This window comes from Micromonospora sp. NPDC005087 (genome assembly GCF_042872965.1).
GTDB lineage: Bacteria > Actinomycetota > Actinomycetes > Mycobacteriales > Micromonosporaceae > Micromonospora.
Genome location: NZ_JBIALB010000002.1, coordinates 74652 through 92520 on the forward strand (window position 1 = coordinate 74652; position 17869 = coordinate 92520).

Below are 17869 nucleotides of genomic sequence, written 5' to 3' on the forward strand. Positions count from 1 at the left end.
GCGCGCACCGACCGGCGTCGCCCGGCCTCCGGTCAGTCCGCCAGCACCGCCGCGGTGATCCGGTGCAGCGCGAAGGTGTGCAGCATCTCGGTCCGTTCGTCCTCGGCGCGTAGGTAGCCGGCGCCGATCGAGACCGGCTTGACCAGTCGGGACGCGGTCGCACCATGGGCGTCCACGTATCCCACCCAGACCAGCGCCCGATCCCGCACGGCCTGCTGAAGCACGGCCAGCGCCTCGCTGTGGGTGTGCGCCGGCACCGGGCCGCCGCCGAGGCCGACAGCCCCGCCGCGCACCACCGCCGGTGCCCGTCGGGCCGCCCGCGCCGCCGCCTCACCCCGCCGGATGTGCTCCACCACGCCCAGCAGCCGAGGCATCGGCAGCTTCGGGGCGACCAGCGGATCCAACGTCCGGATGGTCACGGGCACCCGGGCCGGGGCCCGCCGGATCCGTGGCCGGGACAGCACCGTGCCGCCGCTACCGTCCTCCTGCGCCGGGGCGTACCCGGCGTCGCGCAACGCGCTCAGCAGCCGACCGACCTGGTACGGGGTGGTCAGCACCGTCGGGGCGAGCCGGCGCAGCGTCAGCGATTCCAGCCGCCGGTCGGCAAGCACCTCGCTGAGCAGCGTCTCGTCGTCGCTGCGCAGGTACGCCCCGGCCAGGCCGACCCGCAACCCGCCGTGTTTGCGGGCCACGTCGTCCACCAGATAGGTGAGCCCCTGCGGCACCGGGGTACGCGACCGCCGCCGGAATACGTCGTGCAGGTCGTCGGCCGAGTAACCGGCGTCCAGCGCTCGCCGCACACTCGCCGTCGTGACCCGGTGCACGCTGGCCCCGCCGGCCGACTCGGGTTCGGTCATCGCCTCCAGCTCGGCGGCGAGCGCCGGCTCGGGTGGCCCGGGCACCACCACCGTCAGGTCGGCCTGCACCAGGAAGTGGTCGACCGGGGCGGGCAGTAGCGCGTCCAGCGCCCGTGCCGCGCTGGACGGGTCGCCGCTCTCGGCGTCCGCGTGCAGCCCCAGCGGGTCCTCGCCGCCCGACTCGTCGGCCGAGGTCAGGTCGGCCAGCAGCAGCCGGCCGTACGAGGTGAGCGCCCCCAGGCCGGTGACGCCGAGCTGCGCCGCCTCGGCCAGCACCTCGCGGTGGGCGGCCTCCCGGCCCCGGCTGCGTCGCGGCGCCCGCCAGTCCAGCAGGTCCTGCACCTCCTCCGGAGTGGGTGAGGTCGCCGGTTCCAGGTCGGCGAGCACCGCGAGCACCGCCCGTCGGGTGCCCGGCGCTCCGGCGCGCTCGGCCTCGGCGGAGAGCGCCGTGATCGGCCGGTCCCGGTCATCGCGCCGGCCGACCAGCCCGACCTGCCGGGTCATGGTCAGCCACGCGCGGGCCAGCTGCTCCCAGCGTTGGGCCAGCGAGGCGGCCCGCCACACCTCGTACCCGCCGGTCGGCAGCACCTGCTGATCCGCCCCGTACCGGGTGGTGGTCGCACCGGGCAGCTCCAGCTCGCCGGCGAGCCCCGCCGCGTACGCCACCTCCAGCAGCAGCGCGGTGGTCGGCTCGTCCAGCCCGGCGGTGCGGGCCAGCCGGCGCAGGTCCCGTACGCCGATGCCGCCCGAGCGCAGCACCGGCGCGGGTTCGGCGGCGAGCTGGTCCAACAGCCCTTCGGTGTGCCGGACCACCTCCATCGTCTGTCCGGCTCCGGCGGAGTCGACCGCCTTCGCCTCGCGCGGCGCGGCGGCCACGGGCGGCGGGCTGGTGCGCAGCGGCCCGAGCGGGCCGCTGTCGCGGCGCAGCAGCAGGCCGACCTCGCGGGGCAGCTCGACAGTGCCGGTGGTCGTCGACGAGCCGGTCGAGACAGGGACCAGCAGCCGGTTGTCGACCAGCCAGCGCACCGGGGAGCCGGTCGGCGCGCCGCCGTTGGTCGGGTCCGAGAGCAGGGCGTCCTCCGCGCCGAGCGGCGGTGCCTGCAACGCCCCCGGGGGCACGCTGCCCACCGGTGGTCCGGCCGCCAGCCGGTCCAGGATCGCCCGGGCCGAGGGAGGAGCGGCGAGCAGCGTCCGCCGGAGCTTCGCCGGGTCCGCGCAGAGCGCGGCCGTGCGCGGGTCCAGCTCCGCGGCCGGCCGGCCCAGCCCGGCGGGGTACGGAGCCACCTCGTCGACGGCGGGTACCACCTGGAGCGCGTGCTCCGGGCCGTACAGCAGGAAGAGCGCGCGCAGCCGGCCGACGGCGGCCCGGACGGCCGTCGGCGCCGGCGGGTGGGGCCCGGCGGTCGCCATGGCGAGCACCGCCTCGGTGGCCGTGGTGCCCTCGTCCGGGTCCCGGGTGAGCCGGGCGGCGTCCAGTATCTGGAGGGTGAACTGGTCCAGCCCGTCCAGCGCGCGGGCCACCGAGACCCGGGACTGGGCCCGGATGGCCAGGGCGGAGATGTCGGCCGGCACGGGCACGACGAGGTCCGGCCGCAGCTGGAGGAGCGCGGCCAGCGATTCGTCGGGCAGCGACCGCAGGTGGTCGGCGAGTGAGGTGGTCATCGTCTTACCACGCTAGCCCGGCACCGGGCCGTCGCGCCCCTCGGACGTCCGCCCGGCAGGGAGTCGCCTGTACGTTTCTGGGCATGCCCGCTCTGACCGTCGGATTCGACCTCGACATGACGCTGGTGGACTCCCGCCCCGGCATCGCCGCGGCCTACCGGGCGTTGACCGCCCGGACCGGCGTGCCGGTGGACGCGGACCTGGCGGTGTCCCGGCTCGGTCCGCCGCTGCGCACGGAGATCGCGCACTGGTTCCCGCCGGAGCAGGTCGAGTCGGCCGTGCACGCGTTCCGCGAGCTGTACCCGGCGTACGCGATCACCCCGACGGTGCCCCTGCCCGGCGCGCGGGAGGCGATCGACGGGATCCGCGCGCGGGGCGGACGGGTGCTGGTCGTCACGTCCAAGGTCGGCCGGTTGGCCCGCCTGCACCTGGACCACCTCGGCCTCGCGGTCGACGAGCTGGCCGGTGACCTGTTCGCCGAGGAGAAGGCGACGGCTCTGCGGGAGCACGGGGCGACCCACTACGTCGGGGATCATGTGGCGGACATGGTGGCGGCGAGGGCGGCCGGGGTGCCCGGAATCGGCGTCGCCACCGGGCCGTGCTCCCCGGATGAGCTGCGTGCCTCCGGGGCGGAAATGGTGCTGGACGACCTCACCGGATTCCCAGCGGCGCTCGACGGCATGATCCAGCTAGCCTTGGAGCAGTAGCGGCTCAAGTGAAGCAGGGGTTTTCAGGTGCCTACGGGTCGAGTGAAGTGGTACGACACGGCCAAGGGATACGGCTTCGTCACCAGTGACGAGGGCGGCGACGTGTTCCTGCCCAAGGGCGCGCTGCCGGCGGGCGTCACCGACCTCAAGGGTGGCCAGCGGGTCGACTTCAGCGTGGTCGACAGCCGCCGGGGCGCGCAGGCCATGGGAGTCAAGCTGCTGGACGCTCCGCCGTCGATGGCGGAGCTGCGGCGCCGGCCGGCTGAGGAACTGCACGGCCTCGTCGAGGACATGATCAAGGTGCTGGAGGCGAAGGTTCAGCCGGATCTGCGCCGGGGCCGGTATCCGGACAAGAAGACCGCGCAGAAGATCGCTCAGCTGGTCCACGCGGTCGCGCGCGAGCTGGAGGTCTGAGGCACCAGGCCGGCGTCGGCGGCGCGGTCGAGCAGCGCCGCGACCGCCGCGAAACCGGCCTCGCCCAGGTCGGCGGTGAACTCGTTGACGTAGAGGCCGATGTGCCGGTCCACCACGTCGAGTTCCATCTCCTGGGCGTGCGCGAGCACGTACTCCCGGCTGGCCGCCGGGTCCGCCCAGGCCTGTCGGACCGACTCGCGGACCCAGCCGGCTGCGGCCTCCGGGTCCACCACGCCGCGCTTGGCCAGGATCGCGCCGAGCGGAATGGGCAGGCCGGTGTCGGCCTCCCACCACTCGCCGAGGTCGACCAGCGCGGTTAGGCCGTGCCGGTGGTAGGTGAACCGTGCCTCGTGGATGACCAGCCCGGCGTCGTAGCGGCCGACCGCGACGCCCGGCATGATCTCGTGGAACGGGACCACCTCGATCCGGGCCGGCGGCCGGCCCGCCGACCAGAGCCGGAACAGCAGGTACGCGGTGGTCCGGTCACCCGGCACCGCCACCGTGGCGCCGGTCAGGTCGGTGCGGTCCGGCCCGCCGGTGCGGTCGCCCCGGGTGAGCACCAGCGGCCCGCACCCGCGGCCGAGGGCGCCCCCGCAGGGCAGCAGGTGGTAGTCGTCGAGCAGCCACGGCAGCGCCGCGAAGCTCACCTTCACCAGGTCGAACGCGCCCCGCTCGGCGGCCGTGTTGGTGACGTCCACGTCGGCGTACGTCACCTCGACCGGCGGTGCGCCGGGTACCCGGCCGTGAACCAGGGCGTCGAAGACGAACGTGTCGTTGGGGCAGGGCGAGATCGCCAGGGAGAGCGCCACGCCTCCACGTTAGCCCCGCCCCCGCACGCTCCCGCGCGCCCACCCGGCTCACTGTGACCTGCTTGGCCCTCCGGCGAGCCTTCACGCCCCCGGCCGCACGCCCCACGCCCCTGCCACTCCCGCCGCACGCCCTGGCACTCACTGCCAGCTGCTCGGAAGACACCGTCAGGGTATGGGGTGTCACTGTCACTCCTGTAGAGCTGCCCCATCTGTGGGGCGCCGTGACCTTGGGTGGGCGTACTGGTTGCGGCGGCTGATGGCGGCGGCGGTGGTGGGGGGTGGCGGGTAGCTGGTGGCCGTGACGGTGCCCGATCGTGGGTCTGTCCCAGCTGCCCATCGGCTCGCCCCATCAATGGGGCAGCTCTACAGGCGCCGACGAAGGGGCTACGCGCAGCGGCGGCGGCGCTGTCCACAGGCTTATCCACAGGTGGGAGAGGGCTGTTGACGGCGCGAGGCTGAGCGGAAAACCATGGACGGATGGCTGCTGGCAAGGGTGCGATCGACGTCGGGGCGGCTCTGCGGGATCTTCGTCGACGTGCCGACCTGAGCCAGCGGGAGTTGGCTGAGCGGTCCGGGGTCCCGAAAAGCACGCTGGCCCGGATTGAGGCGGGCGAGGGCGGCGAGCCGGCGTTCCGGACGGTGGAGCGTCTGGTCCGCGCGGCAGGCGGCGAGCTTGCGCTCAGGCTGCCCGGCGACCCGTGCTCCACCCCAGACGACGCCGAATCGTCGAGCGTGTCGGACGACGAACCGCGGGACGAGGCTGGGCGTCGCTACCCCGCGCACCTCGACGTCCGTCGGGTCCGGACCCTGCGGGACTGGCCGGGTGCCTGGTGGGTGCATTCGTACACGCTCCCCGAGCGGTTGTGGCCGGTGCGCGTTCCAGAGCTGACCTACGACCTGGATCGAGCGCGGCGAGACGAGCGGCGGAGGCGGGACCGGACGCGGGCCCAGGTGGGGTTTCGACGTGCCCCCGAAGGACTGCCCACCACGTCCTGGCGTTTTCTTGCCGAGGTGCCCGGGGCCGGGCCGGTCGGTGAGCTGAGGGCCCATGAGCGGAGCGTGGACCTCCTCCTCGGCGAAGATTGGGGTGACCGGCGTGAGCTGGTGTTGGAAGGCGTGGTCGTTGCTCCCGGCCTACGGACCCTGGGCATTGGGCGTCAACTGATCGGGCTGCTGGCCAAGGAGATGGCAACGGCCGGCATCCGGACCGCCCACGCGATTGCCGAGTTTGGCAACGTGGAATTTCTGCTCGCCTGCGGGTTCGAGCTGCAGGCGAATCGACCGTCGGCGCTGACCCTCGAAGTCTGAGCCGCCCTGCCGGGGTCAGCGCAGCGCCGGGGCCGCTGTGGTCAGGGCGGTGAGGGCTTCGCGTAGCCGCCAGGCGTCGCGGTCGCGGGGGCCGATCGGGTTGGAGATGGTACGCAGCTCGGCGAAGGGCACCCCGGCCTGCGCCGCGGCGACCGCCACCCCGTACCCCTCCATGGCCTCGGCGACCGCCCCCGGATGTCGGCGGCGCAGCTCCTCGGTGCTGGCGACGGTGCCGGTGACCGTGCTGACGGTGAGCACCGCGCCGGTCGTGGCGGACGGCAGAGCGGCCCGCAGCGCCGCCAGCAGCCGTGGGTGAGCTGGCACCACGCTGCCGTTGCCCAGCAGCGCGGGCGGCATGCCCAGCTCGTCGACGGGGATGAAGCCGTCCGGTGACTCGGCGCCCAGGTCGGCGGCGATGCTGGCGGTGCCGAGCACGATGTCGCCGACCTCCACCCTCCCGACGAAGCCGCCGGCCACGCCGGCGCTGACCACCGCGCGGTACGGGCGCCCGGCCGCCTCGGCCAGCGCCAACAGTCGGGCTGTGGCGGCTCCGGCCACGGCCGGGCCCACCCCGACCGGGGCCACGGTGACGGTGGCGTCGGTCAGCCCCGCGCGGACCGCGTCCGCCTCGGCGGGCACCGCGGTCACCACCAGCAGGCCGGTCACGACAGCGGCCCGGGGGACTCCCGGCGGGTCTCGTCGTCCGCGCCGCCACCCGGTCCGCCGACCGCCGAGGAGGGGCGGTAGATGTGGTAGCCCGGTGGTGCGAGCCCCGGGTCGTCGTACTGCGGCGAGCCGGCCTGGGTCGGCGCCGGAGAGGTGGGCGTTCGGTCACCGAAGTCGTCCGTCGACTCGTCGTCGGCCAGTTCGTCGTCGCCCAGCGGCCGGCCGGCCAGCTTCTCGCCGCGCAGCCGTGCGGCGACCAGCACACCCCGGGTCGCCGCCAGGACGCCCACTCCGGCGGCGACCGCGATGCCGGTGCGACCGTCGAACGGCACCAGCCCGAGCCCGCCGCCCGCCACGAAGGCCAGCATCAGCACCGTCTCCGAGTGGGCGAAGGAGCTGGCCCGCAGCCGCTCCGGGATGCGTTCCTGGATCGAGGCGTCCACGGCGAGCTTGGCCACCCCACTGACCAGCGCGGTGACCAGGCAGAGCAGGGCCACCATCGGCAGCGAGAAGCGGATGACGGTGAGTACGGCCACCCCGGCCACGATGATCATGCTGCTGGACTGGATGGCGGTCGGCCGGTGGATGCGCAGGCGGGTGCCGACGGCGGTGGCCAGGAAGCTGCCGACCGCCAGCGCGCCGCCGACCAGCCCCAGCGCCCACTCGGCGCCCAGGTCCCGACCGAACATCACCGTTGTCAGGTCGCCCTTCTTGATGGCGAAGGCGAGGAACAGCAGCAGGAAGCCGTAGACCGCGCGCAGGGTCGCGGAGCCGATCAGGGTGGCGATCACCAGACGGCCGGCGGGTCGGCCCCGCCCCAGTGGGCGGTCCCCCCGGCGACGGCCCAGCGCGCGCAGCGGCCGGGGGACCCGTTCCGGTGGCTCCGAATCCGCCTTCGGTGGCAGGCGCAGGGAGATCACCATGCCGATCAGGAAGATCACCGACGCGACCCGTAGCGGCCACTGCGGCCCGAACCAGAACGCCGCCAGCCCGATCGGGGCCACCAGTGCGCCCGCTACCGTGCCGTAGACGCTGGCCCGCGCGCCCACCTGGGAGAGGCCGAGCCCTTCCGGCAGGAGCCGGGGCACCGCCGCGGACCGGGCCACGCCGTACGCCCGGGACAGCGCGAGCACCCCGAACGCGGCCGGATACAGCCCGAAGCCGTGGATGTAGTCGGAGATCAACCAGGCCAGGAACGCCCGGCCGAGCATGGTGGCGGCCAGCGCGTACCGCCGGCCGTGCCGGAAGTGGTCCAGCAGCGGGCCCACCACGGGGGCGAGCATCGCGAACGGCACCATGGTCACCAGAAGGTAGAGCGCGACCTTGCTGCGGGCCTCGCCCAACGGCACGTTGAAGAAGATCGTCCCGGCCAGGCCGATGGCGATCAGAGTGTCTCCGGCGCAGGACACCGCGTGCAGGTCGAACAGGCGGACCATGCCGACCTCGCCGCCGGCACCCCGGGCGCGCGCCCGGCCGGCCCGGCGGGTCACCCAGCGCCCGCTGCCCACCGAACCACGCAACAGCAGCCGGATGGTGCGGATGCTGGTGCCGACGGTGCGCCCGAGGACGGATCGCCCGGAGCGGGAGTACGACGGCATGTCCACCATCCTCGCCCATCCGATCGAGGTACGCGCAGCACTGCGGCGAAAGGTTCCCCGGGAGTCCCTGTCACCCCTGTTCGACGCATGGGGAACAATGGTGAGGTGACCAGGCCCGCCTCCACCCGCGCCGCCCGTCTCGACCAGGTCTGCGCCGCTGCCGTCGAGGTGGCCCGCGCCGGCATCACAGAGGTGGACGCCGACGAAGTCGGCGACCACCTGCAGGTCGTGGCCGAGGGCGACCGGCTGGTCACCCACTATTTTGAATGCCGTCTCGCCGGCTACCGCGGTTGGCGTTGGGCGGTCACCGTCACCCGGGTGCCGCGCAGCCGCACGGTGACCATCTGCGAGACGGTGCTGCTGCCCGGCCCCGACGCGCTGCTCGCGCCCGGCTGGTTGCCCTGGCAGGAGCGGCTCAAGCCGGGTGACCTGGGCCCTGGTGACCTGCTGCCGACCGCGCCGGACGATGAGCGGTTGGCCCCCGCCTACCTGCTCTCGGACGACCCGGCGGTCGAGGAGACGGCCTGGGAACTGGGCCTCGGTCGTGCCCGTGTGCTCTCCCGGGAGGGCCGCGCCGACGCGGCGCAGCGTTGGTACGACGGCGATCACGGCCCGGCCGCGGCGATCTCCACCGCTGCCCCGGCCGCCGCCCGCTGCGGCACCTGCGGCTTCTACCTGCCGCTGGCCGGCGCGATGCGGCTGGCCTTCGGCGCGTGCGGCAACTTCTACGCTCCCGACGACGGCCGGGTGGTGAGCGCCGACCACGGCTGCGGCGCCCACTCCGAGACGCTGATCGAGGCGGCCGAGACCGCGGTGGAGGAACTGCCCACGGTCTACGACGACAGCGCGGTGGAGGCCATGTCGGTGAGCCGCGCCCCGGGTTCGGTGGAGGCCGCCGAGCCGGCGGAGCCGTACGGGCACCCCTGACGGTCCGCGCCGGGTGTGCCGGCGCTCCGGCGGGATCAGCTCGTGCGGCGGCGGCGTCGGTTGGCGTCGTGCCGCATCATCACGGCGAGGCCGGGGAAGCCCCACAGGAAACCGGCCAGGCAGGTCCAGAGCCAGTTCTCGTGATCGTGCTCGGTCAGCCAGCCCCGGAAGAAGATCAACAGGACCAGCCCGGCCACTGCCCACCCGATCAGCCCGGCGACGGCGAACGGCACCATCGGTGGGTCCAGCGGCGCGGGCCGCGGAGGCTGCTCGTTCGGCACCCGGCAAGCGTACGCGATCGACTTCCCCTGCCCGCTGGTGATCTGGGACGATGCGCGCGACAACTGGAAGATCACCTGCGAGGACCTGATGGCAGTAACGCCGCCCGAGAACGGCACACCACCCGACCCCGCTCATCCGCGTAACGGCTTCGACCGGTTCTTTGAGATCTCCGCCCGTGGCTCGACGCTGAGCCGCGAGGTACGCGGTGGTCTGGCGACCTTCTTCACGATGGCGTACATCGTGGTGCTCAACCCGCTGATCCTCGGCGGGGCCGTCGACGGCGACGGCAAGACTCTCCCGATCCCCGCGCTGGCCGCGGCGACCGCGTTGGTCGCCGGCCTGATGACGATCCTGATGGGTGTGGTGGGCCGGTTCCCGCTGGCGCTCGCCGCCGGTCTGGGCGTCAACGCGCTGGTGGCGTACGAAATCGCGCCGGAGATGACCTGGGCCGACGCGATGGGCCTGGTGGTGATCGAAGGTGTGATCATCGCGGTGCTGGTGCTGACCGGCCTGCGGACCGCGGTGTTCCGCTCGGTGCCCACCCAGATGAAGACCGCGATCGGGGTGGGCATCGGCCTGTTCCTGACGATCATCGGTCTGGTGGACGCCGGCTTCGTGCGGCGGATCCCGGACGCCGCCAACACCACCGTCCCGGTCGGCCTGGGCATCGGCGGCAAGCTGGTGAGCTGGCCGATGCTGGTCTTCGTGGTGGGTCTGCTGCTCACCCTGGTGCTGGTGGTCCGCCGGGTGAAGGGCGCGATCCTGATCGGCATCCTCGCCTCGACCGTGCTGGCGGTGATCGTGGAGGCGATCGGCAACATCGGCCCGTCCTTCGTCAACGGTCAGCCCAACCCCAAGGGTTGGTCGCTGAACGTGCCGGAGCTGCCGAAGACGGTGGTGGACCTGCCGGACCTGTCGCTGCTCGGCAAGTTCAACGTGCTCGACTCGTGGGGCCGGGCCGGCTGGCTGGTCGTGCTGATGTTCGTCTTCACGCTGCTGATCACGGACTTCTTCGACACCATGGGAACGATGGTGGCGGTGGGCCAGGAGGGCGGCCTGCTCGACGAGCGGGGCACCCCGCCGAAGGCCAAGGAGATCCTGCTGGTCGACTCGATCGCCGCGGCGGCCGGCGGCGCGGCCAGCACCTCCAGCAACACGTCGTACATCGAGAGCGCCGCCGGTGTCGCGGAGGGCGCCCGGACCGGGGCGGCCAACCTGGTCACCGGCGTGCTCTTCCTGCTGGCGATGTTCCTGGCCCCGCTGGTGGTGGTCGTGCCGTTCGAGGCGGCCTCGACGGCCCTGGTGGTGGTCGGCTTCCTGATGATGACCGCGGTGCGGACGATCGACTGGTCCGACTACGAGATCGCCATCCCGGCGTTCCTCACGATCGTGCTGATGCCGTTCACCTACTCGATCTCCAACGGGATCGGCGCCGGCCTGATCACCTTCGTGGTGGTCAAGCTGGCCAGGGGCAAGGCCCGGGAGATCCACCCGCTGCTGTACGGGGTCGCCGCGCTGTTCGTGCTGTACTTCCTGCGCGGGCCGATCGAGTCCCTGGTGCTCTGACGCACGTCCGGGCGGGGGGTCAGAATCGGAATCCCCCGCCCGGAACAGCACGAACGTCCTCGTGAGCCTGGTCATATCGGATGTCGTTAGCCAGGCTCATTAGTTAAGCTAACTATCGTGACGGAGCGGACGGTGACGGCGGAACGCGTGCCACCGGCGCAACTGGCTCCCCAGTTGCGTGATGCGATCACCCGACTCAACCGGCGGGTCCGCCAGGCCCGACCGGTCGGCGACCTCACGGTCACCCAGGTCTCCGCGCTCACCAGCCTGCGGCTGGCGGGCGCGCTGACGCCCCGGGAACTGGCCGACGTGGAGCGGGTGCAGCCACCGACGATGACCAAGATCGTCGGGAAGTTGGAGGACCGCGGCCTTGTGCAGCGGACCCCCCATCCGACCGACGGCCGGCAGGTCATCCTCGCGGCGACCGAAGGAGGGCAGGCCGTGCTCGACCAGTTCGAGCGGGCCCGCGATGAGTGGCTGGCCCACCGGCTGGCCGCGCTCGACGAGGACGAACGGGAGACCCTGCAGAGGGCCGCCCAGATTCTTCAGCAGCTCGCTCGCGCCTGAGCCGCGCCCGCGCCACCGGGCCGTGCCGTCACCTGTCGATGACGCGTACGTCCCGGAGGAGGCGCACCAAGAGTGCGGGCCAAGTTGAGCACGATGTTCCAGTCCCTGCAGGTTCGCAACTACCGGCTATTCGCATCCGGCCAGCTGATCAAGCTGATCGGCGTCTGGATGATGTTCATCGCCCAGGACTGGCTCGTCCTCGAGCTCTCCGACAACTCGGCCACCGCGCTCGGCGTGGTCACCGCGCTGCAGTTCACCCCCGTGCTGCTGCTCACGCTGCTCTCCGGCCGGCTCGCCGACCGGTACGACAAGCGGGTGCTGCTCTTCGCGGCCAACGCCTTCTGGACCGTGCTGGCGCTCGGCATGTCCCTGCTGGTCCTCACCGACCTCGTGCAGCTCTGGCACGTCTTCGCCTTCGCCGCGCTGCTCGGCACGGCCAACGCCGTGGAGACCCCGGTCCGGCAGGCGTTCGTCTCCGAACTGGTCGGCACGTCGCTGCTGCCCAACGCGCTGTCGCTGAACGCGGCCGTGTTCAACTCCGCCCGGATCGTCGGCCCGGCCGTCGCCGGCCTGGCCATCGCCGCCTTCGACGTGGGGCCGGTCTTCCTCTTCACCGCGCTCAGCTCGATCGCGCCGCTGGTCAACGTGGTGCGGATGCGGACGGCCGAACTGCACCGCGACGCCCTGCTGCCGCGGGACGAGCGGGCGTCCGCCCGGGTGGTCGACGGGCTGCGGTACGTGTGGCGCCGCCCGGACCTGCTGCTGCCGATGGCGGTGATGTCGGTGATCGGCATGTCGCTGTTCAACTTCCAGCTCACCCTGGCCGCGCTGGCCAAGACGGTCTTCCACACCGGTGCCGCCTCGTTCGGCCTGTTCAGCACCGCGCTGGCGGTCGGCGCGCTGGGTGGCGCGCTCAGCGGCACCGGCCGGCGCAGCCGACCGTCGGTCTGGCTGGTGCTCGGTGCCGCGATCGCCTGCGCCAGCTTCGGCACCCTGGTCGGCTTCGCGTCGACCTACTGGCTGGTCGTGACGCTGCTGGTGCCGACTGGCTTCTTCATGGTCTTCTTCGCCCAGGCCGCCAACCAGCGGGTCCAGCTGGGTGTGGACGCGGCCTTCCGGGGGCGGGTGATGGCCCTGTGGGTCCTGGTGTTCCTGGGCACCAACCCGGTCGGCGCGCCGCTGATCGGCTGGATCGCCGAGCACTTCGGCGCTGGCGCCAGCATCTGGATGGGCGGGTTGATCTCGCTGGCCACCGCGTTGATCGCGCTCACCTGGCAGCTGCGCCGCGCCGGCGCCCGGCTGCGCTTCCGGGTGCTGCCGATGCCCCGCTTCTACGTCACCTCCACCGACTGCTGAGGTGTGAAGGAAGGGCCCCTTGTTATCGGATTTTGCATAACAAGGGGCCCTTCCTAACCCGGGCCCGGGAGCACGTCGTGTTGAGCGCATGGCGCGGATGCGGCCAATCAGGTGGCGGGCCGGCACGATGGGGCTTAGCGTCGATACGTGGGAGTCGGACGCGCGCTGATGCTGGCCCTGGCGTTCCTCGCCGTGGCCAGCCTTCCGGCGGCGTTCGCCCTGCTCTTCTGCGCCGACGAGATCCTGGATCGGGTGGTCTGCGGCTGGTCGGAGTGGCGTGAGCGCCGACGGGAACGACGCACCATCGCCCGTCTCGACCGCGCCATCGAAGCCGACGCCCTGACTCGGGACATCGACCTCAGCGAGTTCGACCGCACCGACCGGCGGCCCCTGGAACAACTCGCCGCCGACCTGCGGCGCCTCGGCGGCCAGCGGCTCGGCGGCACCGGCCGGCCGATGGTCTGGCACGGCGCGGTGGTCCAGGCGTACGACGACCGGCTCCGACTGGCGTGCCGAGCCCTCGGCATCACCGAACACCTCGCCGAGCTGAGCGGCGTCGACCAGGAGATCGAGCGGGTCCGGGTGGAAGGCGTGCTGCACGCCGCCGGGCTGACCCTGCCGGCGGCCCGAGCCGGGCACCGGCAGCGGCACCGCTGAGCGGTCGACGGTTGCGGCTCTTCGTCGCGGTCTGTCCGCCCGCCGAAGCGGTCACCCATCTCGGCGCGCAGGTCGCCCGGCTGAGGGTCGGGGCGGCAGCGGCCGCCGGCACCAACGTACGGCTCGCCGACCCGGCCCACCTGCACCTCACCCTGGCCTTCCTCGGTGACGTCGAGACGGCCCGGCTGGTCGAGGTGGAGAGCGCGCTCGGGCTGGCCGCCGAATGGTTCCGGGACGGCCGGGACGCCTCGCCCCGGCTGAGCCTCGGCGGCGGCGGCCGGTTCGGCGGGGGGCGGTTCACCGTGCTCTGGGTGGACTGCCGGGGTGACGTCGAGGCGCTGCACGTGCTGGCGCGACTGATCCGGTCCCGGCTGCGGCACGCCCGGCTGCCGCACGACGACAAGCCGTTCCGCCCGCACCTGACCGTCGCTCGGCCCGGCGACCTGGTGGACGTGGCCGACGTTGACGCCGACCGGGCCGCCCTGGACGACTACCAGGGCCCGCCGTGGGCGGCGACCGAGTTGCTGCTGGTACGCAGCCACCTCGGCCCCCGGCCGCGCTACGACCGCCTCGCCGCCTGGCCGCTCTGACTCAGCCCGCAACCGGCCCTGCCACGGGCACTTGGCGTGCTTCGCGCTGACGGGTGGCGAACCGCCACCCGCCAACGCGAAGCGTCAGGAGGACTCACGCGCGGCCGGACCGCTGCCGAAGAGCACGTCGTCCCAGCTCGGCAGCCGCTTGCGCGGCTTGCCGTTGGCATCGGTGGACTCGCCGCCGGCAGCCGCCGCGGCGCCCGTCCGGCGGGGCCGCAGCACCGCCAGCGACGGCACGGCCGGCACCTCCTTGGGCGCGTCCGAGTCGTCGTCGAAGGCCGACCCCTGGCCGCCGCCCAGCAGTGCCGCTGCGCCGCCACCGACCGCCCGCTGCCGGGGCGCGTCGGACCCGGCGAGGGCAGCCGGGGTACGCGGCTCCAGGCCGCGGCCCGACGAGGCGCCGAGCGGGCGGTCCAGTGAGGCGAGCAGTGCGTCCCGCCCGGCTCGGATCGGGTCCCGGCCGGGACGCGGGTGCTCGGAGGCTGCCGGCAACCCGTGCCCACCGCGACTCGGCTCGCCGCGCGACGGACCGGGCAGGGCGTGCCCGCCCCGCTCCGGCGCCGGCTCCTGGCCGAGGATCGGCGTGGGCCGCTCGGCGCACAGGTACTGCGCCATGTCGTCGTGCGGGGTGACCGCCTGCCGGGTCTTGTCGAGATCCCAGATCGCCTGCGCGGTGGCCTTGCCGGAGGGCCAGGTGGCGATGATCCGCCAGGTGCCGTCGTCGCGGCGGTACGCGTCCCAGGAGATCTTCTCGGTGTCGATGCCGTGCTGGCTCAGCCGGCCGTTGACCACCTCGGCCAGCGGGGTGGGCTTCTCCGCACCCTTGAGCCGGGTGCGGCGGGCGTGCTGGGCGAGCATCGCCCGCTCCTGGAGCACCGGGCCGGCATAGCGCAGGACCCGGTCGACCGGCACACCGGCGATCCGGGCGACGTCCTCGGCGGACTCACCGGAGCGGATGCGGGCCTGAATGTCCCGGGGGGACAGTGAGGGGATCGGGTCGGCGGCGGTCGGCGCCACCGCGAGCGGCGGAGCACCCGGCTCGGCGTGCAGGGCGCCGGCGATCCGCTCGTCGATCGGCAGGGCGAGCAGCCGCCCGACCTCGTCGGCGAGAACCAGAGCATGGCCGTCCTCGGAGAGGGCGACGAAGCGTACTGGGCGCATAGCGTTGCCTCCGTCCCGCTTCGCTGGCCGCACGCCACGAGTCGGCCACCCAGGCGTCTCGGACCACCGTACGCGCATCTGTCTCGGGGTGGGGGAAGCGACACCCCGCATGTCGCGACTGAGCTGCAACGATGATCACGGTCGGTGTCCGCCGAGGTCCCGATGGACACCGACCGTGACGATCGTCAGAGACGCTCGACCACGTAGTCGATGGACGCGGTCAACGCCTCGACGTCGGCCGGCTCGATGGCCGGGAACAGCGCCACCCGCAGTTGGTTGCGACCGAGCTTGCGGTACGGCTCGGTGTCCACGATGCCGTTGGCGCGCAGTGCCTTGGCGACGGCCGTGGCGTCCACCCCGTCGACGAGGTCGATGGTGGCGACCACGTTGGACCGCAGCGCCGGGTCGCTGACGAACGGGGTGGCCACGGTGGACCGTTCCGCCCAGCCGTACACCGTCGCGGCGCTCTCCGCGGTGCGCTTCGCGGCCCAGGCCAGCCCGCCCTGCGCGTTCATCCAGTCGGTCTGCTCGGCGGCCAGGAAGATGGTGGCCAGCGCCGGGGTGTTGTAGGTCTGCTGCAGCCGCGAGTTGTCGATCGCCGTGACCAGGTCGAGAAAGGCCGGGATGTACCGCCCGGAGGCCTTGATCTCGGCGGCCCGGTCCAGCGCGGCCGGGGACATCAGGGCCAGCCAGAGACCACCGTCGGAACCAAAGCACTTCTGCGGCGCGAAGTAGTAGACGTCGGTCTCGCCGACGTTGACCTCCAGGCCGCCGGCGCCGGACGTGGCGTCGACCAGCAGGAGCGCGCCCTCGTCCGCCCCCGCCACCCGGCTGATCGGCACGGCCACGCCGGTCGAGGTCTCGTTCTGCGGGGTCGCGTAGACGTCCACGCCGGCCTCGGCGACCAGCGTCGGCGCGCTGCCCGCGTCGGCCTTGCGGATGGTCGGATCGCCCAGGAACGGGGCGTCCTTGACCGACTTGGCGAACTTGGCGCCGAACTCGCCGAAGCTGGCGAACTGCGCCCGGTCCCGGATCAGGCCGAAGGTGGCGACCTCCCAGAACGCGGTGGTGCCGCCGTTGCCGATCACCACCTCGTAGCCCTCGGGCAGCGAGAAGAACTCGGCGATACCGGAGCGCAGCCGGGCCACCTGGTCGCGGACCGTCTTCTGCCGGTGCGAGGTGCCCAGGTAGCTGGTGGCCACCTCGGCGAGGGCGGACACGGCCGCCGGACGGACCTTGGACGGGCCGCAGCCGAAGCGTCCGTCGGCGGGCTTGATCTCGTCGGGAATCCGGATGAGCGGTGCGTCAGCCACGGTCTTGAAGGTCCTTCCGCATGGGCGGGGGCGGGGCCCGGTGCGGACCGGCGGCGGGCGCGTACGCGGGGCGCACGGCGGGCCGGGATCCGTACCGGCGATCCGGCGACACTGCCGGCCCCCATCCTCGCACCCTGGCCGGGCGGTGGGTGTCGCGGTCCCGAGGGCCGGCCTGAGTCCTTCGCCACACCCGGCGCCGCCTGCCGGGCGCGTTGTTAGGAAGGGGCCCCTCCTATACACGAGGCGTTAAGAAGGGGCCCTTCCTTACCGCTCAGACGCCGTGGGGGATGGCGCCCCAGCCTTCGACGTCGCTGGGCTTGCGGCTTTCCGGGCCGACGTAGCGGGCGGACGGGCGGACGAGCCGCTGCAGGCGCTTCTGCTCCAGGATGTGCGCGCTCCAGCCGCCCATCCGGGCGCAGGTGAACATCGAGGTGAACATGTGCGCCGGCACCTCGGCGAAGTCCAGCACCACGGCCGACCAGAACTCGACGTTGGTCGCCAGTACCCGGTCCGGGCGGCGGGCCTGCAGCTCGGCCAGCGCCGCCTTCTCCAGCGACTCGGCGATCTCGAAGCGCGGCGCGCCCAGCTCCTTGGCGGTACGCCGGAGCACTCGGGCGCGGGGGTCCTCCGCGCGGTAGACCCGGTGGCCGAAGCCCATCAGCCGCTCGCCGCGGTCCAGCACGCCCTTGACGTAGCCCTCGGCGTCCCCGCTGCGCTCCACCGCCTCCAGCATGCTGAGCACCCGGGACGGGGCGCCGCCGTGCAGCGGGCCGGAGAGGGCGCCGATGCCGGAGGAGATGCAGGCCGCCGCGTCGGCCCCGGTGGAGGCGACGATGCGGGCGGTGAAGGTGGAGGCGTTCAGGCCGTGCTCGGCAGCCGAGATGAAGTAGGCGTCGACGGCCTTGACGTGCCGCGGGTCGGGCTCGCCCCGCCAGCGCTTCATGAACCGCTCGACGATGGTCTGCGCCTTGTCGATCTCCTTCTGCGGCACCGCCGGCAGGCCGAGGCCCCGGGCGGACTGTGCGACGAAGGAGAGCGCGGTCACCGAGACCCGGGCGAGGTCCTCGCGGGCCTGCTCGTCGGAGATGTCCAGCAGTTGGCTCAGACCCCAGTACGGGGCCAGCATGGCGACCGCGGACTGCACGTCCACCCGGATGTCGCCGGAGTGCACCGGCACCGGGAACGGCTCCGCCGGCGGCAGGCCCGGCCCGAACCGGCCGTCGACCAGCAGCGCCCACACGTTGCCGAACGAGACCTGGCCGATCAGATCCTCGATGTCGACCCCGCGATAGCGCAGCGCGCCACCCTCACGGTCAGGTTCAGCGATCTCGGTCTCGAAGGCGACGACGCCCTCCAGCCCGGGTTTGAAATCGGCCATGTCGCTCTCCTGGATCTGGTCGGTGCGCCCGGTGAGCTCATCCGGCCC

General features: G+C 73.1%; 17 protein-coding genes. 9 read left to right on the forward strand and 8 right to left on the reverse strand.

All coding sequences use genetic code 11. The features are described from left to right. Positions 1-32: 32 nt before the first annotated feature. Positions 33-2519 (reverse strand): helicase-associated domain-containing protein, encoded by a 2487-nt coding sequence (locus tag ACFYPS_RS05315; RefSeq protein WP_387322874.1) that lies wholly within the window; start codon positions 2517-2519, stop codon positions 33-35. Between the two features lie 83 nt (positions 2520-2602). Between ACFYPS_RS05315 and ACFYPS_RS05320 the strand changes: the two genes are divergently transcribed. Beyond that, entirely contained in the window at positions 2603-3226 is a 624-nt protein-coding gene (locus ACFYPS_RS05320; protein WP_354964405.1) for an HAD family hydrolase, read from the forward strand. A gap of 27 nt (positions 3227-3253) precedes the next feature. Further along, positions 3254-3640 (forward strand): cold-shock protein, encoded by a 387-nt coding sequence (locus tag ACFYPS_RS05325; RefSeq protein WP_088986676.1) that lies wholly within the window; start codon positions 3254-3256, stop codon positions 3638-3640. On the opposite strand, the gene ACFYPS_RS05330 is transcribed toward ACFYPS_RS05325, so the two are convergent. Further along, on the reverse strand, positions 3601-4449 hold the full coding sequence (locus ACFYPS_RS05330) for a 1,4-dihydroxy-6-naphthoate synthase (RefSeq protein ID WP_387322876.1): 849 nt from the start codon (positions 4447-4449) through the stop codon (positions 3601-3603). The two genes, ACFYPS_RS05325 and ACFYPS_RS05330, sit on opposite strands and share 40 nt — an antisense overlap. Positions 4450-4926: 477 nt before the next feature. Here ACFYPS_RS05330 and ACFYPS_RS05335 point away from each other — a divergent pair, with 477 nt between their 5' ends. Next, a complete protein-coding gene (locus ACFYPS_RS05335; protein WP_354964407.1) occupies positions 4927-5757 on the forward strand; it encodes a GNAT family N-acetyltransferase in 831 nt (276 codons plus the stop codon). Between the two features lie 15 nt (positions 5758-5772). Here the strand turns inward: ACFYPS_RS05335 and ACFYPS_RS05340 are convergent, their stop codons facing one another. Further along, complete coding sequence (locus tag ACFYPS_RS05340) at positions 5773-6423, reverse strand: futalosine hydrolase (protein WP_354964408.1); 651 nt, start codon at positions 6421-6423, stop codon at positions 5773-5775. Continuing rightward, positions 6420-8021, reverse strand: coding sequence for an MFS transporter (locus ACFYPS_RS05345; protein WP_354964409.1), 1602 nt, complete (start codon positions 8019-8021; stop codon positions 6420-6422). Before ACFYPS_RS05345 ends, ACFYPS_RS05340 begins: the two co-directional genes overlap by 4 nt. 87 nt (positions 8022-8108) lie before the next feature. Here ACFYPS_RS05345 and ACFYPS_RS05350 point away from each other — a divergent pair, with 87 nt between their 5' ends. Next, positions 8109-8948, forward strand: a complete 840-nt coding sequence (locus ACFYPS_RS05350) for a DUF3027 domain-containing protein (protein WP_354964410.1) — start codon at positions 8109-8111, stop codon at positions 8946-8948. A 35-nt stretch (positions 8949-8983) separates the two neighbouring features. Here ACFYPS_RS05350 and ACFYPS_RS05355 read toward each other — a convergent pair whose 3' ends face one another. Beyond that, positions 8984-9229: a DUF2530 domain-containing protein gene (locus tag ACFYPS_RS05355; protein ID WP_354964411.1), complete on the reverse strand. Its 246-nt coding sequence runs from the start codon at positions 9227-9229 to the stop codon at positions 8984-8986. Positions 9230-9317: 88 nt separating this feature from the next. Here ACFYPS_RS05355 and ACFYPS_RS05360 point away from each other — a divergent pair, with 88 nt between their 5' ends. The 5 genes from ACFYPS_RS05360 to thpR all read left to right on the forward strand — a co-directional run bounded on the left by ACFYPS_RS05360 (position 9318) and on the right by thpR (position 13966). Next, a complete protein-coding gene (locus tag ACFYPS_RS05360) occupies positions 9318-10796 on the forward strand; it encodes an NCS2 family permease (protein ID WP_354964627.1) in 1479 nt (492 codons plus the stop codon). A gap of 117 nt (positions 10797-10913) precedes the next feature. Next, on the forward strand, positions 10914-11363 hold the full coding sequence (locus ACFYPS_RS05365; RefSeq protein ID WP_354964412.1) for a MarR family transcriptional regulator: 450 nt from the start codon (positions 10914-10916) through the stop codon (positions 11361-11363). Positions 11364-11435: 72 nt separating this feature from the next. Further along, on the forward strand, positions 11436-12719 hold the full coding sequence (locus tag ACFYPS_RS05370; RefSeq protein ID WP_354964413.1) for an MFS transporter: 1284 nt from the start codon (positions 11436-11438) through the stop codon (positions 12717-12719). A 147-nt stretch (positions 12720-12866) separates the two neighbouring features. Further along, a complete protein-coding gene (locus tag ACFYPS_RS05375) occupies positions 12867-13376 on the forward strand; it encodes a hypothetical protein (RefSeq protein ID WP_354964414.1) in 510 nt (169 codons plus the stop codon). Between the two features lie 11 nt (positions 13377-13387). Further along, complete coding sequence (thpR, locus tag ACFYPS_RS05380) at positions 13388-13966, forward strand: RNA 2',3'-cyclic phosphodiesterase (RefSeq protein ID WP_387322881.1); 579 nt, start codon at positions 13388-13390, stop codon at positions 13964-13966. 84 nt (positions 13967-14050) lie between these two features. Here thpR and sepH read toward each other — a convergent pair whose 3' ends face one another. The 3 genes from sepH to ACFYPS_RS05395 form a co-directional block, all read right to left on the reverse strand. Then, positions 14051-15130, reverse strand: coding sequence for a septation protein SepH (gene sepH, locus ACFYPS_RS05385; RefSeq protein ID WP_387322883.1), 1080 nt, complete (start codon positions 15128-15130; stop codon positions 14051-14053). A gap of 185 nt (positions 15131-15315) precedes the next feature. Next, the gene (serC, locus tag ACFYPS_RS05390) at positions 15316-16443 is read right to left on the reverse strand and encodes a phosphoserine transaminase (protein WP_387322885.1); all 1128 of its coding nucleotides are present in this window, start codon (positions 16441-16443) and stop codon (positions 15316-15318) included. Between the two features lie 271 nt (positions 16444-16714). Beyond that, the gene (locus ACFYPS_RS05395) at positions 16715-17821 is read right to left on the reverse strand and encodes a citrate synthase 2 (RefSeq protein WP_387322887.1); all 1107 of its coding nucleotides are present in this window, start codon (positions 17819-17821) and stop codon (positions 16715-16717) included. Between the last annotated feature and the right edge of the window lie 48 nt (positions 17822-17869).

What these genes read in the sequence shown, in the direction of transcription:
- ACFYPS_RS05315 (WP_387322874.1), bottom strand. Translation starts at nt 2,519, where the DNA reads ATGACCACCTCACTCGCCGACCACCTGCGGTCGCTGCCCGACGAATCG.
- ACFYPS_RS05320 (WP_354964405.1), top strand. Translation starts at nt 2,603, where the DNA reads ATGCCCGCTCTGACCGTCGGATTCGACCTCGACATGACGCTGGTGGAC.
- ACFYPS_RS05335 (WP_354964407.1), top strand. Translation starts at nt 4,927, where the DNA reads ATGGCTGCTGGCAAGGGTGCGATCGACGTCGGGGCGGCTCTGCGGGAT.
- ACFYPS_RS05345 (WP_354964409.1), bottom strand. Translation starts at nt 8,021, where the DNA reads ATGCCGTCGTACTCCCGCTCCGGGCGATCCGTCCTCGGGCGCACCGTC.
- ACFYPS_RS05350 (WP_354964410.1), top strand. Translation starts at nt 8,109, where the DNA reads ATGGGGAACAATGGTGAGGTGACCAGGCCCGCCTCCACCCGCGCCGCC.
- ACFYPS_RS05360 (WP_354964627.1), top strand. Translation starts at nt 9,318, where the DNA reads ATGGCAGTAACGCCGCCCGAGAACGGCACACCACCCGACCCCGCTCAT.
- sepH (WP_387322883.1), bottom strand. Translation starts at nt 15,130, where the DNA reads ATGCGCCCAGTACGCTTCGTCGCCCTCTCCGAGGACGGCCATGCTCTG.
- ACFYPS_RS05395 (WP_387322887.1), bottom strand. Translation starts at nt 17,821, where the DNA reads ATGGCCGATTTCAAACCCGGGCTGGAGGGCGTCGTCGCCTTCGAGACC.